Origin of the sequence: Thermus thalpophilus (assembly GCF_022760915.1) — a bacterium.
GTDB lineage: Bacteria > Deinococcota > Deinococci > Deinococcales > Thermaceae > Thermus > Thermus thalpophilus.
On the sequence record NZ_JAKTNS010000005.1, the window covers coordinates 63,374 to 79,396 of the forward strand.

At 68.5% G+C, this 16,023-nt stretch carries 12 protein-coding genes and 2 pseudogenes; 8 read left to right on the forward strand and 6 right to left on the reverse strand.

Going from position 1 to position 16,023, the window contains the following annotated elements; translation table 11 throughout:
• Positions 1-6: 6 nt before the first annotated feature.
• Positions 7-1,050 carry a galactokinase gene (gene galK, locus L0D17_RS03450; RefSeq protein ID WP_243093887.1) on the reverse strand — a complete coding sequence of 348 codons (1,044 nt, stop codon included), beginning with the start codon at positions 1,048-1,050 and terminating at the stop codon, positions 7-9.
• A gap of 7 nt (positions 1,051-1,057) precedes the next feature.
• Positions 1,058-1,897: a metal ABC transporter substrate-binding protein gene (locus tag L0D17_RS03455; protein WP_243093888.1), complete on the reverse strand. Its 840-nt coding sequence runs from the start codon at positions 1,895-1,897 to the stop codon at positions 1,058-1,060.
• A 71-nt stretch (positions 1,898-1,968) separates the two neighbouring features.
• Here L0D17_RS03455 and L0D17_RS03460 point away from each other — a divergent pair, with 71 nt between their 5' ends.
• Positions 1,969-3,291 carry an aminotransferase class III-fold pyridoxal phosphate-dependent enzyme gene (locus L0D17_RS03460; RefSeq protein ID WP_243093889.1) on the forward strand — a complete coding sequence of 441 codons (1,323 nt, stop codon included), beginning with the start codon at positions 1,969-1,971 and terminating at the stop codon, positions 3,289-3,291.
• A gap of 9 nt (positions 3,292-3,300) precedes the next feature.
• Entirely contained in the window at positions 3,301-4,956 is a 1,656-nt protein-coding gene (locus tag L0D17_RS03465; RefSeq protein WP_243093890.1) for an ABC-ATPase domain-containing protein, read from the forward strand.
• On the opposite strand, the gene L0D17_RS03470 is transcribed toward L0D17_RS03465, so the two are convergent.
• Positions 4,953-6,491, reverse strand: a complete 1,539-nt coding sequence (locus L0D17_RS03470) for an acyl-CoA dehydrogenase family protein (RefSeq protein ID WP_243093891.1) — start codon at positions 6,489-6,491, stop codon at positions 4,953-4,955. The genes L0D17_RS03465 and L0D17_RS03470 overlap by 4 nt on opposite strands.
• Before the next feature lie 95 nt (positions 6,492-6,586).
• Between L0D17_RS03470 and L0D17_RS03475 the strand changes: the two genes are divergently transcribed.
• From L0D17_RS03475 to pxpB, 3 genes are read left to right on the forward strand one after another with little or no spacing between them, the layout of a single operon-like run.
• Positions 6,587-6,982 (forward strand): MarR family winged helix-turn-helix transcriptional regulator, encoded by a 396-nt coding sequence (locus L0D17_RS03475; protein WP_039460032.1) that lies wholly within the window; start codon positions 6,587-6,589, stop codon positions 6,980-6,982.
• Positions 6,979-9,021, forward strand: coding sequence for an MDR family MFS transporter (locus L0D17_RS03480; protein ID WP_243093892.1), 2,043 nt, complete (start codon positions 6,979-6,981; stop codon positions 9,019-9,021). The genes L0D17_RS03475 and L0D17_RS03480 overlap by 4 nt, the downstream gene beginning before the upstream one ends.
• 4 nt (positions 9,022-9,025) lie before the next feature.
• Positions 9,026-10,558 carry a 5-oxoprolinase subunit PxpB gene (gene pxpB, locus L0D17_RS03485; protein ID WP_243093893.1) on the forward strand — a complete coding sequence of 511 codons (1,533 nt, stop codon included), beginning with the start codon at positions 9,026-9,028 and terminating at the stop codon, positions 10,556-10,558.
• Here pxpB and L0D17_RS03490 read toward each other — a convergent pair.
• Entirely contained in the window at positions 10,555-11,757 is a 1,203-nt protein-coding gene (locus tag L0D17_RS03490; RefSeq protein ID WP_243093894.1) for a thiolase family protein, read from the reverse strand. The two genes, pxpB and L0D17_RS03490, sit on opposite strands and share 4 nt — an antisense overlap.
• 105 nt (positions 11,758-11,862) lie before the next feature.
• Complete coding sequence (locus L0D17_RS03495; protein ID WP_243093895.1) at positions 11,863-13,800, reverse strand: thioredoxin domain-containing protein; 1,938 nt, start codon at positions 13,798-13,800, stop codon at positions 11,863-11,865.
• Positions 13,801-13,860: 60 nt separating this feature from the next.
• On the opposite strand from L0D17_RS03495, the pseudogene nadC reads away from it, so the two are divergent.
• Together nadC and bfr are read left to right on the forward strand one after the other, a co-directional pair.
• Positions 13,861-14,433, forward strand: a pseudogene (gene nadC, locus L0D17_RS03500) (carboxylating nicotinate-nucleotide diphosphorylase); the annotation flags it as partial.
• 123 nt (positions 14,434-14,556) lie between these two features.
• Complete coding sequence (gene bfr / locus L0D17_RS03505; protein WP_039460038.1) at positions 14,557-15,033, forward strand: bacterioferritin; 477 nt, start codon at positions 14,557-14,559, stop codon at positions 15,031-15,033.
• Here bfr and L0D17_RS03510 read toward each other — a convergent pair whose 3' ends face one another.
• Entirely contained in the window at positions 15,034-15,360 is a 327-nt protein-coding gene (locus L0D17_RS03510) for a winged helix-turn-helix transcriptional regulator (protein WP_039460039.1), read from the reverse strand.
• 128 nt (positions 15,361-15,488) lie between these two features.
• Here L0D17_RS03510 and L0D17_RS03515 point away from each other — a divergent pair.
• Positions 15,489-15,998, forward strand: a pseudogene (locus L0D17_RS03515) (fructose 1,6-bisphosphatase); the annotation flags it as partial.
• Positions 15,999-16,023 lie beyond the last annotated feature (25 nt).

The following is a 16,023-nucleotide window of genomic DNA, read 5'->3' on the forward strand; positions in this document are numbered from 1 at the left end:
TTACGCCTAAAGGAGGCGGAGCCCGGGAAAGCGTTCCAGGAGGGCCTGGCGGAAGCCTTCCAGGCCCCTTTCGGGCACCAGGGCCACCACCGCCCCGCCGAAGCCCGCCCCCGTGAGCTTGGCCCCATACGCCCCCGCCGCCAGGGCCGCCTCCACCAGGGTGTCCAGCTCGGGAAGGCTCACCTCGTAGTCCCGGGAAAGGGAGCGGTGGCTTTGCGTCATGAGTTCGCCAAAGGCCTTGGCGTCCCCCCGCCTCAGGGCTTCCACCCCCCTAAGCACCCGCAGGTTTTCGCTCACGATGTGCCGGGCCCGCCTGTCCAGGGGGGCGGGGAGGCTTTCCACCAGGCAGAGGTCCTGCACCTGGCGCAAGGAGGCCAGGCCAAGCCGCCTTGCCGCCTCCTCCGCCTCTTGGCGGCGGGCGTTGTAGCCCGCCTCCGCCAGGCGGCGCTTCAGGCCCAGGTCCAGGACCACCACCCGGCTTCCCGGGGGGAGGGGCAGGTTCTCGTGGGCCAGGGTCTTGGTGTCCAAAAAGAGCGCCTTGCCCACCTCCCCCAGACTCGCCGCCATCTGGTCCATGACCCCGCACCGGACCCCCACGTAGGCCACCTCCGCCTTCTGGGCCAGGAGGGCCACCTCGAGGTCGCTAAGGGGCAGGCGGTAGAGGGCCCGCAGGGCCTTTAAGGCCGCCACCTCGAGGGCCGCGGAACTGGAAAGCCCAGCCCCCATGGGCACCTGGCTCCGCACGAAAAACCGCGCCCCCGGCACCCCGTGCCCCGCTTCCCGCAAGGCCCAGACCACGCCCAAGAGGTAGTCCAGGAAGTCCCCTTGCGGGCCGCTTTGCAGGGGCCGGGCGCGAAGCTCCCGCAGCGCTTCGCTATAGGCCTCCACCCTGCCCTCGGCCCGCCCAGCCTCCACCTGGGTGAAGTAGGGAAGGGGCGTGGGCAGGACGTAGCCCTCCTGGTAGTCCGTGTGCTCCCCCAAAAGGTTCACCCGCCCCGGGGCCTTGGCGCTGGCCTCGGGCAGGGCGCCGAAGACTTCTTGATAGCCCATGCCCCTATTATGGGCAAAGGGCTTTCAGGTTGTGGTCCAGAAGGGCAAGATAGGTGGGCACCTTGGCGTCCAAGGTGTCGGTGTAAAGCACCGCCACCCGCGCGCCCAGGGCCTCGGCCAGGGCCTTCAAAGCGGTGCCGCGGAACTGGGGTTCGGCCAAGAGGAGCTTCACCCCTTCCCGCTTCGCCCTTTGCAAGAGGGCGAGGAAGCTTTGGCTCCCCACCTCCTGCGCCCCGCTTTGGCTGAGGGTGCCCACCACCACCAGGCCATAGCGCCGGGCGAAGTAGCGGAAGGCGTCGTGCTGCGCCACCACCTTGGTCCCCTTTAGGCCGCAGGCCCGGAAGGCTTGGTCCCGCTTTTCCACCTGGCTTTGGAAGCGGGCCAGGTTGGCCGCGTACGCCCCCTTCCCCTCGGGGTCCAGGCGGCCGAGCTCCTCGGCGATGCGCTTTGCGTAGCGCACGGCGTAGGTGGGGTCCAGCCAGAGGTGGGGGTCGCAGGGGCCGTGGTCGTGGGCTTCCTGGCCGGGTTCCTGGCAGATGAGGCCGGGTTGCCCTTCCCCCAGGAGGACCACCCGGGCCCCCTTGGGGAGGAGGTTTTGCAGTTTGGGCAGGAAGGGTTCTAACCCGAGCCCGTTGGCGAAGAGGAGCCGGCTTTGCGCTAGGGCCAGGGCCAGGCCCGGGGTGGGCTCAAAGGTGTGGGGGTCGGCCCCGGGGGGCACCACCGCCACCACCTCCACCCGTTCGCCCCCCACCTGCCGCACCAGGTCTGCCAGGATGGGGGTGGTGGCCGCCACCTGCACCTGGGCCAGGGCGGGGGCCAAGAGGAAGAGGAGCCATGGACGCCACATGCCAAGAATGATAACGCAGTTTCAATAGAAGCACAAGCCCCCACCTTCGGGCAAAGGTATAATCGGCGTAAATGGACCTCAAAGCCCTGCACAAGAAGCACGTCCTCACCCCGTGGGTGGCCCAGGCTTCCTTGAACCCCCCCTTGGTGGTCCGGGGGGAAGGGGTCTGGCTTTGGGATGCGGAGGGCCACCGCTACCTGGACTTTTCCGCCGGGCTCGTGGCGGTGAACCTGGGGCACGGACACCCCAAGGTGGTGAAGGCCATCGCCGAGCAGGCGGCCACCTTGGCCTACGCCGCCCCGAGCCTCTTCCACGACAAGCGGGCCCTCCTCGCCCAAGCCCTTTCCGACCTCGCCCCCTGGCCGGAAGGGGCCCGGGTTTTTTTCACCCCTTCGGGGGCGGAGGCCAACGAGGACGCCATCAAGTTCGTCCGCCACCTCACGGGGCGGTTTAAGGTTCTTTCCGCCTACCGCTCCTTCCACGGGGCCACCCATGGGGCGGCGAGCCTCACCGGGGAGAACCGCCGCTTCCCCGCCGAGCCGGGTATCCCGGGCGTGGTCCACTTCTTCGCTCCCTTCCCTTACCGGAGCCCTTTCTACACGGATGATCCCAAGGAGGAGGTGGCAAGGGCCCTGGACCACCTGGAAAGGGTCCTCCTCCACGAGGACCCCCACCGGGTGGCGGCCATCTTCCTGGAGCCCGTGGTGGGCTCCAACGGGGTCATCGTCTACCCCGAGGGGTACCTGGAGGGGGTGCGGGCCCTTTGCCAACGCCACGGCATCCTTTTGGTGTTTGACGAGGTGATGACGGGCTTCGGCCGGGTGGGGGCGGCCTTCGCCGCCCAACGCCTGGGCGTGGTCCCCGACCTCATCACCTTCGCCAAGGGGGTCACCTCCGCCTACGTGCCGCTCGGCGGCGTCCTGGTGCGGGAAGGCCTGGCGCGGCGCTTTGACGACACCCCCTTGCCCACGGGGCACACCTACTCCGGCCACCCCCTGGCGGTGGCGGCGGGGCTTGCGGCGGTGGAGGCCTACCGGGAGGAGGGCCTCTTTGAGCGGGCCCTGGCCTTGGAGGGCCTTTTCCGGGAGGCGCTTTCGGCCCTCCGGGAAAGGCACCCCCTGGTGGGGGAGGTGCGGGGGCTTGGGGCCTTCTTCGGCCTGGAGCTGGTGAGGGACCGGAGGACCAAGGAACCCCTTTCCCCCTGGCACGCCCCCTTCAGCCCCCCCATGCAGCGGCTTTTGCAGGCCCTTTTCCAGGAAGGGGTGTATGTCTTGGCCAAGCACAATGTCCTCATCGTGGCCCCGCCCCTCACCATCCGGGAGGAGGAGTTCTTGGAGGGGGTGGAGCGCCTCTCCCGCGCCCTAAGGCGGGTGGAGGTGGAGGCCTTGGGGTAGGCTTTAGGGGTGCGGCGGCTTGCGGACCTCTATTCTCTTTTGACCTCCTTAGAGGGGAAACCTTACCCCTTTTACAAGGACCTGAAGGGCCTTTGGCAAGGGGAAGGTTTCGTCCTGCGCTTCGTGCACGTGCAGGGAGACCCCTTTGCGAGCCCCTCGGTGCTGGAGGTGCGCTACCCCAAGGAGGCCTTGGCGCGCCTTAGGGTCTACGCCCTCGAGGCGGGCCGGGTGGCGGTGGAAGACTTCCTCTTAAGGAGCCTAAAGGCCCGCCTAAAGGCGCTTCCCCACATCGGGGGCATGGGGCACTCTGGGGAGGTGCGGGTGGAGGTGGAAAGCCCCAAGGTGCTGAAGCGGGCGGGGGCCCACCTGGGGGAGGAGGGGCTTTCCCTCCGCTTCCGCCTAGGGCTTCCCGCCCAGGGGCGGCGCATCCTGGGGCGGGAGGCGGCGCGGCTTTTCCGGGCTTTGGCCGAGCACCTGAGGGGCTTCCTATTGGAGCTGGACGAGGGGGCGCTCCTGTCCCACGTGCACCAGGCGGAGGACTTCGCCTATATCCAAGAGCGCCTTGCCGAGCGGGGCCTCGTGGCCTTCGTGGGGGAGGGGAGCGTGCTTCCCCGGGAAAGCGGGGTGAGCCAGCGGCCCCTGAAGGGGGCCATTCCCTTCCAAAGCCCCCCAAGCCTCAAGGTGGCCTTCCGGGTGCCCCACGCGGGGGAGGTGGTGGGCATGGGGCTTCCCCAGGGGCTCACCCTCATCACGGGCGGGGGGTTTCACGGCAAGACCACCCTCCTCGAGGCCCTGGTCCACGGGGTCTACCCCCACGTGCCGGGGGACGGGCGGGAGTGGGTGGTGACGGAGGCCTGGGCAGGGCGGGTGCAGTCCGAGGACGGCCGGAGCGTGAGGGGGGTGGACCTGAGGCCTTTTGTCCACGACCTTCCCCTGGGCCAGGACACGAGCTTCTTCTCCACCGAGGACGCCTCGGGCTCCACCAGCCTGGCGGCGGCCATCCTCGAGGCCCTGGAACTGGGGGCCCGCCTCCTCCTCCTGGACGAGGACACCTCCGCCACCAACCTCCTGGTGCGGGACGCCCGCATGCAGGCCCTGGTGCGCCGGGAAACCCTCACCCCCCTTTTGGACCGGGTGGCGGACCTCAAGGCCCTCGGGGTAAGCCTCGTCCTGGTGGTGGGGGGCGTGGGGGACTATTTGGAGCTTGCGGACACCGTGGTCCTCATGGAAGAGTACCGGGCCAAGGAGGTGACGCAGGAGGCCCGGGCCATCGCCCAGGCCCACCCCACGGGCCGGACCTTCGGCGAGCCCCGCTACCCTTTGGCGGTGCGCCCGAGGATCCCCTTGCCGGAAAGCTTTGACCCAAGGCGGGGGCGGAAGGCCCGGGTGAAGGGGCGGGGCCTCCGGGAGCTCGTCTACGGGGAAGGGGTGGTGGACCTCTCCGCCCTGGACCTCTTTGAAAACGCCCAGGTGCGGGCCATCGGGGCCTTTTTCCAGCGCCTTCAGCGGCTGGCGGACGGCAACACTCCCCTCAAGGACCTGGTGGAGAAGGCGCTTGCGGTGGAGGACCTTTTCTCCCTGGAGGAGGCCCCCGAGCTCGCCGCCCTCCGCCCCCTGGAGCTCGGGGCGGCGGTGAACCGGCTTAGGGCCCTGGAGGTGCGCTAGCCCTCCCAGGGGTGGAAGAGGGCGGGCCTTCGGGCGCTTGCCGGCAGGGCCTCCCCTTCCAGGAAGGCCTGGGCGTAGAGCTGGGCCAGCTCGGGGAAGGGGGCTTGGGGCACCTGGGAAAGGGCGTGGACGGCCACGGCGTCCGCCAGGCGCCTTAGGGCCTCCTTGGCGTACCAGGGGCCTTCCTCCGCCAGGCGCTTGAGGGCCCTTTCCGCGTGGGCGAAGGCCAGGGGGGTGGCCTTAAGCGCCTCCAAAAGGGGCTCGTGGGCCCGCTTCTTGGCGATGGCCTCCGCCATGTCCAGGGCCTGGATGTTGGCGGGGCCCTCCCAGATGGGGGTGATGAGGGCCTCCCGGTGGAAGCGGGCCACGCCGTAGTCCTCCAGGAAGCCGATCCCGCCGAAAAGCTCCATGGCCAAGGCGGTGATGGCGGTGCCGTGCTCCGCCGTGCGCCCCTTGGCCAGGTGGGAGAGGAGGCGGGCCAGGTGGTAGGCCTCGGAGTAGGGGGGACGCTCCTCCCAGGCCCGGTCAAAGGCGGCCACGGCGTAAAAGGCCAAGGCGGTGCCCCCCACCTGCCTAAGGCGCATTTCCAAAAGGTCCCGCTGCACCAGCTCGTGCTCCACGAGCCTTTTCCCGAAGGCGGTGCGCCGCCCCACGCGGAAGAGGACCTCCAGGTGGGCCTTCTTGGCGAGGCCCATGGCGGCCGCGGCGTTGGCCAGGCGGCTCACCGTCAGGTTTTCCAGGGTGTAGTAGATGCCTTCCTCAAGCCTTCCGATGGGGTAGGCGAGGCTTCCCTCCAGCTCCACCTCCCCCGAGGGCACGGCCCGGGTGGCGAGTTTTTCCTTGAAGCGGCGCACCCGGAAGTTGAGCCTTCCCTCCACCTCCCGCGGCAGGAGGAAGAGGCCAAGCCCCTTGGGGCCCTCCGGGGCCCCTTCCGGCCGGGCGGTGACGAGGGCGTAGTCCGCTAGGCCCGCCCCGGAGGCGAAGTACTTGTCCCCCCCGTAAAGCCGGTAGGCCTCCCCTTCCTTGCGGGCCAGGGTGCGGTTCGCCCCCAGGTCGCTTCCCCCCTGGATTTCCGTCATCCAGGTGGCGCCGAAGGCGGGGCCATAGAGGAGCGCTCGCTTCACGCCCGCGTGCTCCGGGGCGTACTTGTGGAGGGCGTAGGCCACCTGGTGGGTGATGGTGAGGATGCAGTAAAGCCCCCCGTCCGCCAGGAGGTAGCCCATGGCGTAGTGGAGGGGCCAGCCCCGCCCCTCGTAGGCGGGGCGGACCATGGGGCGGAGCTTCTCTAGAAGCGCCCGTTGCGCGGGGGAGAGGAGGGCCCGGTCTACGCGGTTGCCGTTCAGGTCGTGCATCTGGAGGCGGGGGTGGGCCATTTGGTCCACGTGGTGGGCCACCTCCAAGACCTCCTCCCCCACGAGCCGGCCGAAGGCGGAAAGCTCCTCCTGGGGCAGACCGGGGGAGAAGGTGCCTAAGATCGCCCTTAGATCCGGGTCTAAAGCGTAGTGATCTTCGCCCTGGCTATACAAGAGCTTCACGGCTTCCCCCGGCCCTAACCTACCCCCGAGGCCTCCTGAGGGTCAAGGTGGCGTGATTCACAGTCAAATAGTTTTAGATGAAATAATCTCCTTCCGTGGTCTTTGAGGTCCTGGGCCGGATCTGGCGCTTGCAGCGGGCCCTCCGCGAGGAGGCGGAGCGGGGGCTTGGGGAGCTTGGGGGCCTCGAGGCCTGGCTTCTGCGCGTCCTCAAGCACCACCCCCATCCCTCGGAGGCCGCCCGGCGCATGGGGCTACCCCTCCCCACGGTGAGCCACATGCTCCGCCGCTTGGAGGGGGCGGGCTTTGTGGCCCGGGCCTTGGACGAAAAGGACCTCCGCCGCTTCGCCTTCCGCCTGACCCCCAAGGGGGAAGAGGCCCTGGCCCAAGCGGAGGCCCTTATGGAGGAGGCCCTGCGCAAGCGCCTAAGCCGGCTTTCCCCGGAGGAGGTCCAGGCGCTTTTAAGGCTTTTAGAAAAACTGGAGGAACCATGAACCCCACCCCGCAAGAAGTCCGGTACACCATGGTGGGCATCCTGCTTGGGATGTTCCTCGCCGCTTTGGACCAGACCATCGTGTCCACCGCCATGCCCCGCATCGTGGGCGAGCTCAAGGGGGCGGAGTACTACGCTTGGGTCACCACCAGCTACCTCCTCACCTCCACGGTGTCCGCCCCCATCTTCGGCCGCCTCACCGAGCTCTTTTCCCGCAAGGCCATCCTCCTTTGGGCGGTGGGGCTTTTCCTTTTGGGCTCCGCCCTTTCCGGCCTTTCCCAGAACATGGCGGAGCTCATCCTCTTCCGCGGCCTGCAAGGGGTGGGGGGCGGGGCGCTTTTCGCCTTGGCCCTCACCACCATCGCCGTCTTCTTCCCGCCCCGGGAGCGGGGGAGGATCGCCGGGGCCTTTGGGGCCATCTTCGGCCTGTCCTCCGCCGTGGGGCCCTGGCTTGGCGGGCTCCTCACGGACCACCTCTCCTGGCGGTGGGTCTTCTACATCAACATGCCCGTGGGGGCGGTGGCCCTATGGTTCATCCTCCGCTACATGCCCCGGCTCAAGCCCGCCCACCGGGAGCCCTTTGACTTCCTGGGGGCCTTCCTCCTCATCCTTTGGACCGTGCCCCTCATGCTCGCCTTCTCGTGGGGCGGGAGCACCTACCCGTGGGCCAGCCCGGTGATCCTGGGCCTTTTGGCCGGGGCGCTTTTGGGCCTTTCCGCCTGGGTTTACGCCGAGCTCAAGGTGGCCCACCCCCTCTTTGACCTCTCCGTGTTCCGCATCCCCACCTTTTCCCTTTCCGCCCTGGCCGCCTTCTTCTTTGGCCCCGCTTTCCTCGGAGCCGTGGCCTTCCTGCCCCTTTACCTCCAGGTGGTGAAGGGGGTTTCCGCCAGCCAAAGTGGGGTCACGGTTCTTCCCCTCACCCTTGGGGTCATGGCGGGGAGCATCGGGGGAGGGCAGCTGGTGGCCCGCTTGGGGCGGTACAAGGCCTTGCTTTTGGGAAGCCCTTTGTTCCTCTTCGTCCTTTTCCTCACCCTGCACTTCGTCCTGGCGGTGGACACGCCCCTCTACGTGGTCATCGCCCTCTTCTTCCTTCTGGGCCTCGGGCTCGGCCCGGCGCAGAGCGTTTTAAACATCGTGGCGCAAAGCGACCTTCCCAGGGAGCGCCTGGGAAGCGGCACCAGCATGGTGCAGTTCACCCGGCAGATTGGATCCACCATGGGCATCGCCCTTCTGGGCACCATCCTGGCGGGAAGCCTTTCCGACCACTTGAAGGCGGCCTTTCCTGGCGGGAGCACCCCCGCCATGGCCCGAACCGGGGAGGGGATGGCCCTGGATCTGGACCGGGAGTTCGCCCGGCTAAAGGCGCTCCTTCCCCGGGCCCTTGCCGGCGACGCCGCCGCCTACGAGGCCCTGGTCCAAGACCCCTTCCTCCCCGAGGCCTTCAAGAAGACCCTGGAGCCTGGGGGGCTACCCGCCCGCTTCGCCAGGCTCCGGGGGGAGGTGGAAAAGGCGCTTGCGGGCGACGAGGCGGCGCGCAAGGCCCTCCTGCAGGACCCCACCCTGCCGGCGGAGCTCAAAGGCCTTCTCCTCCCTGGCGGTGTGGTGAGGGGAACCTTGGACCTCCTGGCCCGGGCTTGGGAGGGGGACGAGGGGGCGCAAGAGGCCCTACTCGCTTCCTCCTTGGCTCCCGCCCTTAAGGGGCTCCTCGCCTCCCCACCCCCACCCGGCTTAAGGCCCAAGGTCCTGGCCCAGGTGGAGGCGGGACTAAGGGAGCAAGCGATCCGCATCCAGGCTCAAGTGCAGGAGTCCTTGAAGCGGGCGGAGGAGGAGGCGCTTCGGGAGGTGCCGAAGCGGGTGCTGGCGGAGCTTACCGCGGTGGAGGCCAAGGTGAAGGGAGCGCTAAAGGAGGGCATCGTGGCGGCCTTAAAGCGGATCTTCCTCTTCGCCGCGGGCTTCGTGGCCTTGGCCTTTTTGGCGGTGCTTTTCCTGCCCAACCGGGAGCTTCAGGGCCGTTCTTCCCCTCAGGCCTCGCTAGAGTGAAGGGGTGGAGGGGCTTTACCTGGTCTTTGGCGAGGGGCTTTCGGAGGAGGCCAACCGCCTGGCCCAGGGCCTGGCCCGGGCCCTTTGGCAGGCTCCTCCCCCGGGGCTTCTGGAGGCGGTGCCCGCCTACGCCACCCTTTACCTGGAGTACGATCCCAAGCGGCTTTCCCGAAAAGCCCTCCTCCGGCGCCTAAGGGGCTTGGCGCCGGAGGAGGAAGGGGTGGGGCGGGTGGTGGAGATCCCCGTTCGCTACGACGGGGAAGACCTCCAAGAGGTGGCCCGGCGCACGGGGCTTTCCCAAGTAGAGGTGAAGCGGCGCCACCAGGCCCCCCTCTACCGGGTCTACGCCCTGGGCTTCACCCCGGGCTTTCCCTTCCTGGCCCCCGTGGACGAGGCCCTGCGCCTGCCCCGCCGCGCGCACCCGAGGCCCCGGGTGCCGGCCCATAGCGTGGCCATGGCTGGGGCGCAGACGGGGATCTACCCCTTGCCCTCCCCGGGCGGGTGGCACCTTTTGGGCACAGCCTTGGTGGCGGTGTACGACCTCCATCGGGAGCCGGCTTTCCTCCTTTCCCCGGGGGATTGGGTGCGCTTTCGGGAGGCGGAGGGTCCTCCACCCCCGGAGCCTGCGCCCCTAGACCTCCTTCCCCCCTCTCCCCGCTTCCCCGCCCTGCGGGTGGAGGAGCCTGGGCTTTTGGACCTCGTGGTGGACGGGGGAAGGTTTGGGGCGGGGCACCTAGGGCTTGCCCGCTCCGGGCCCTTGGACCCCTATTCCGCCGGGGTGGCGAACCGCCTGGTGGGAAACCCTGCCGGGACACCCCTTTTGGAGTTCGCCCACAAGGGGCCGGTCCTCACCGCCCTCCGCGCCTTGGTGGCGGCCTTTGCGGGCTACGGGTTCGTGGCCCTTTTGGACGGGGAGGAGATCGCCCCGGGGCGAAGCTTCCTTTGGCCGAAGGGCAAGGCCCTCCGCTTCAGGCCCAAGGGGAAGGGGGTGCGGGGCTATTTGGCGGTGGCGGGGGGCCTCGAGGCCCTTCCCTTTTGGGGCTCGGTTTCCCCCGACCTCCGGGGCCGGGTGGGCCGGCCCCTCCGGGCGGGGGATGTGCTTGGCCTAAAGGCGCTCCGCCCGGCCCGCCCCGGCCTCGCCTTTCCCATGAGGCCTCTTTCCTTTCGGCTTCGCCTTCTCTCTGGGCCTGACGTTAGCCGGGAGGCGCTTGAGGCCTTCCTTTCCGCCCCCTTCCGCGTGGCCCGGGCGGACCGCATGGGGGTGGAGCTCCTGGGCCCGGAGGTGCCGGGAGGAGAGGGGCTTTCCAAGGCCACGCCCTTGGGAGGGGTTCAGGTACCTCCCTCGGGGCGGCCCCTCGTCCTTTTGGCGGACAAGGGAAGCTTGGGGGGCTACGCTATGCCCGTGCGGGTGGTGCCGGAGGACCTTTGGCTTTTGGGGCAGGTCTGGCCTGGGGTGGAGATCGTGTTCACGTGGGATCAGTATCGTGACGGATATCACATGAAACTGCCCTGGCCCCCGGCTAGGGAAGCCCCCTAGAACCCCTCCACCACCACGGCGATTCCCTGGCCCACCCCGATGCACATGGTGGCCAGGCCGAACTGGACCCGGCGCCTGTGCATCTCGTGGACCAGGGTGGTGAGGATCCGGGCCCCCGAGGCCCCCAAGGGGTGCCCCAGGGCGATGGCCCCCCCGTTGGGGTTCAGGCGGGGGTCCTCCATGGCAAGCCCCCACTCCCGAAGGACCGCCAAGGCCTGGGCGGCGAAGGCCTCGTTGAGCTCAATGAGGCCCACGTCGGCAAGGCTTAGGCCCGCCCGCTCCAGGGCCTTCTTTGTGGCGGGCACCGGGCCGATGCCCATGATCCTCGGGGGCACCCCCGCCACGGCGATGCTAAGGATGCGGGCCAGGGGCTTCAGGCCGTGGGCCTTGGCGTAGTCGTCCGAGACCAGGAGCACCGCCGCCGCCCCATCGTTCAGGGGGCTGGAATTCCCCGCCGTCACCGTGCCCCCCTCCCGGAAGACGGGCTTGAGGCTCGCGAGCTTCTCCAAGGAGGTGTCCCGCCTCGGGCCCTCGTCCACCGCCACCAGGGCCTCCTCCTTCCCCCGCCGCACCGGGACGGGCACCACCTCCCTGGCAAAGCGCCCCTCGTCCCAGGCCCGCACCGCCTTCTGGTGGGAGAGGAGGGCGAAGCGGTCCTGCTCCTCCCGGGGGATGCGGTACATCTCCGCCAGGTTCTCCGCCGTCTCCCCCATGCTCTCCGTGCCGTAGAGGGCCTGCATCCTGGGGTTCACGAGGCGCCAGCCCAGGGTGGTGTCGTACATCACCTGGTTCCCGGTGGGGAAGGGCCGCTCCGGCTTGGGCACCACGAAGGGGGCGCGGGACATGGACTCCACCCCGCTTCCCACGTAGACCTTTCCCTCCCCCGCCCAGATGGCCCGGGCCGCCTGGGCCACCGCCTCCAGGCCGCTGCCGCAGAGGCGGTTCACGGTGCAGCCCGCCACCTCCACGGGGAAGCCGGCGAGGAGGAGGGCCATGCGGGCCACGTTGCGGTTGTCCTCCCCCGCCTGGTTGGCGCAGCCGGCGTAGACGTCCTCCACCTCCTCCTTGGGCACCCCGGCGCGGTCCATGAGGGCGGAGAGGACGTGGGCCAAGAGGTCGTCGGGCCGCACGGCGCTCAGGGCACCCCCGTGCTTGCCGATGGGGCTTCGCACCGCTTCCACGATCCAGGCTTCGGGCATATGGGCCTCCTTACCGAACGGTCGGTAGTAGCTTAGCGGACATTAGGGGTGTTGGTCAAGGGGAGGGGAGAGAGATAGCACGAGCTCGTATAATCGTGAAATAAATCACACACGTCTCACCTCCCGTAGAACCTCCCCCCAGTCCAGAACTGGCAAAGCGCACACCCCCCGCCGGCAGACGTAAGCTCTGCCCGCTTCCCGGCCCTCCAAAGCCGGCAGGGCCCCCGGAGGTCCCACGATCACTTGGGTCAAGGGTAAAAAGGTTTCCTTCGCCGCTTGCGCCATGGGGGAGGGCAGGGGCAAAGCCAGCTCCGTTCCCCTCTCCAAGAAGCTTTTGGCCAGGAGGGCTCCGGGCAGGGCCTGGGGGTACCTGCTAAGCCAAAGGGCCCTGGTCTCCAGCAGGCCTTCCGCCCGCTCAACGTAGTCGCCCTGGAAGATGGCGCCAAGCCGGAAAAAGGCTTCCGCCAAGGCGCTTTCCCCCGAGGGCAAGGTGGTCTCCTCCACCTCCCCTGCCGGGAGGGGAAGCTTGGGGGAAGCTTTTCCCCCAACGAAGGCCGTCCAGGCGGCCTCGGCCAACACCTGCGCTTGGGCTAGATAAGGCCACTCCCCCGTGGCGGTGTAAAGCTCCAAGAGGGCGAGGGCGGTGAAGCTCTGGTCGGACAAAAAAGCTTCTTCCCCCAGGCTTCCTCCCCGCCATGCGTGGCGGAGAAGCCCTTCCTTCCGCATGGCCTGAAGGAGGAAGTGCGCCCCCTTACGGGCCGCCTCCAGGTAGCGCCCTTCCCCCAAAAGCCTTCCCCCCTCGGCCAAGGCCCGCACCGCCAGGGCGGACCAGTCCGCCAGGACCTTGTCGTCCAGGGCTGGGGGCATGCGCCGCCTGCGGGTGGCGAGGAGCTTTTGCCGCACCCTTTCCCGCCAAGGGGCAAAGGCCTCCCCAAGCTCCCTCGCCACCTCCACCTCCCCCCAGGCGGTGAGGACGGAGCGCCCCCCAAGGTCCTTCCCCAGGGCGAAGTACCGCTGGGCCAGGGGGAAGTCCTCCCCCAAAGCCTCGGCGAGCTCCGCCTCGGTCCAGGTATAGTACCGCCCCTCCTCCCCTTCGCTATCCGCGTCCAAGGCGGTGTAAAACCCTCCCTCCTTGGCCTGCATGGAGAGGAGCCAGTCCAAGGTTTCCCGAGCCACCCGCAGGGAAAGAGGGTCGCCGAAGACCTTGTAAGCCCCAAGGTAAACCCGGGCCAAAAGGGCGTTATCGTAAAGCATCTTCTCAAAGTGAGGCACCCGCCAGAAACGGTCCACGCTGTAGCGGTGGAACCCTCCGCCCACCTGGTCGTAGAGGCCCCCGAGGGCTATGGCCCGCAGGGTTTTGGGCAGGAGGGCCCTGGCCCTCTCCTCCCCCTCCCAGGCTCGGGCCAGGAGGTAGAGGAGGAGGGTACCCTGGGGGAACTTGGGGGCGGGGAGGAATCCCCCCCACTCGGGGTCAAAGGCCTGGACCAAGTGGGCCAAGGCCTCTTCCTCCGCCTCTTTCGGCACCGGGCCCGGAGGGGGGTTGAGGCTCCGCCAAAGGGCCTGGGTTAGGTGCTCTGCCTCCTGCAGAATGCCTTCCCGCTTCTCCCGCCAAGCCTCGGCCACGGCAAGGAGAACCCGCCTAAAGCCGGGCAGGCCCATGCGGTCCTCCTTGGGGAAGTAGGTGCCGCCGAAGAAGGGCTTTCCCTCAGGGGTGAGGAACAGGCTCATGGGCCACCCCCCCTGGCCCGTGAGGCTCACCAGGGCCCGCATATAGGCAGCGTCCACGTCGGGGCGCTCCTCCCGGTCCACCTTCACCGGGACGAAATGGGCGTTGAGGAGGGCCGCCACCTCCTCGTCCTGGAAGCTCTCCCGGTGCATCACGTGGCACCAGTGGCAGGCGTGGTAGCCCACGGAGAGGAAGATGGGCTTCCCCTCCGCCTGGGCCTTTTGGAAGGCTTCCCCGCCGAAGGGGTACCAATCCACGGGGTCTTGGGCGTGGGCCAGGAGGTAGGGGCTTCGGGCGTTCTTAAGCCGGTTTGCCATCCCCCTAAGGGTAGCGCAGGGCCAAGGGCGCCCCTAGGCCTTCCTTACAATGGGAGCGTGTTGGGCGTGGCCAAGGACCTGGACGAACGCCTTCGGGCCTGGCTTGCCGAGGACCTGGGGCATGGGGACCTCACGAGCGGCCTGCTGGTGGACGAGGCCCTTTGGGGCGAGGCGGTCATCGTGAGCAAGGCGGAAGGGGTCATCGCTGGACTTCCCGTGGCGGAACGGGTTTTTCACCTGGCCGACGCCCGGGTGCACTTTGCACCTCAGGTGGCCGAGGGAAGCCCCGTGGCCCCCGGGGTGGAGGTGGCCCGCCTCGAGGGCCCCTTGCGGGGCATTCTGGCGGGGGAGCGCCTGGCCCTCAACCTCCTGCAAAGGCTTTCCGGCATCGCCACCCTGACCCGGGCCTACGTGGATGCGCTGCGGGGCACCAAGGCCCAGGTCCTGGACACGCGCAAGACCACCCCAGGCCTTAGGGACCTGGAGAAGTACGCGGTGCGGGTGGGCGGGGGGAGGAACCACCGCTTTGGCCTCTTTGACGGCATCCTCCTCAAGGAGAACCACATCCGGGCGGCAGGCGGTGTGGGGGAGGCGGTGCGGCGGGCCAAGGCGGGAGCACCCCACTACCTGAGGAAAGCCGGGGGGCCCATTTCCGGGAGGACTTCCCCGAGGAGGCGAAGGAGGTCTACCACCTCGAGGCCCAAGGCCCCCACGTGCGCCGGGTTCCCACGGGGTAAGATGGGGGAGGAGGCTTCTATGAAAGGGCACCCCGAGGTGATCCAGAGCCTGCAGGAAAGGCTTTCCGAGGAACTTGCCGCCATCTTGCAGTACATGGTCCACGCGGAGATGGCGGAGAACTGGGGCTTTAAGGCCCTGGCCCGCCACCTGAAGGCCCACGCCATCACCGAGATGCGCCACGCCGAGAAGCACATTGAGCGGATCCTCTTCCTGGAAGGCTTCCCCGAGGTGAGCCGCATTGGGGAGATCCGCATCGGCAAGAACGTGGAGGAGATCCTCTTCCGCGACTACGAAGGGGAGTTGATGGCGGTGAAGGGGTACAACGAGACCATGAACCTGGCCCAGTCCCTGGGGGACAACGGCACCCGGGACATGGTGGCGGAAATCCTCAAGGACGAGGAAGCCCACGTGGACTGGCTGGAGGCGCAACGGGAACTGAAGGAGCAGATGGGCCTCGCCAACTACCTGCAGTACCTGGCGGGGGAGGCGGAGTAGCTACGCCACCGGGGCCTTCAGGTTTTTGCGGGCCCAGCGGTCTATGGCGGCGATGACCGCCTCCAGCTCCCGGCCCGCCTCGGTGAGGCTGTAGCGGGTCCTCGGGGGCATGTGGGACTCCACCCGCTTCTCCACCAGGCCCAGGGAAACCAGGTGTTCTAGGCGCTGGGAAAGCGTGGCGGGGTTCACGCCGCCGATGGCCCGGGAAAGCTCGTTGAAGCCCTTGGGGCCCTCGAGGAGGGCGCGGATGATGTGGAGCGTCCACTTCTCCTGGAGGAGGTTGAGGGCCGCGTAAACCGGGCAGAAGGCCGCCTCGTGCTCGGCCATGGGACCATTGTACCACGGGGGCCACGCCCAAGGATTTCCCTATTTCCAACGGCACGGCGCGGCTCTCGCCCGCCCACCTTGCCTTGCCGGGGGTCGGTGTGGAAGCATGGAAGGGAAAGGAGGCAGGTATGGAGGTCACCCTTTCCGTGCTCAAAGCGGATATCGGCTCCATGGGCGGGCACACCGCACCAAGCCGCCGGGTCCTTGCCCAGGTGGAGGCGGTGGTGCGGGAGGCGGTGGGCCGCCTCCTCTTGGACGCCTATACCTTCCACATCGGCGACGACATCGTCCTCCTCATGAGCCACACCCGTGGGCCCCGCCACCCCGAGGTCCACGCCCTCGCCTGGCGGGCCTTCCAGGAGGGAACGGCGGTGGCCAAGGAGGAGGGGCTTTACGGGGCGGGGCAGGACCTCTTGAAGGACGCCTTCACCGGCAACCTCCACGGCCTGGGCCCCCAGGTGGCGGAGATGACCTTCAAGGAGCGGCCTGCCGAGGCCTTTTTGGTCCTGGCGGCGGACAAAACCGAGCCCGGGGCCTTCAACCTCCCCCTCTACCTGGCCTTCGCCGACCCCATGTACGCCTCGGGCCTCCTCCTGTCGCCGGATCTAAGAGGCTGTCGTAAAAGGGTGGTATTCTTGAGGGATGAGCTCTAGACGATCTTAC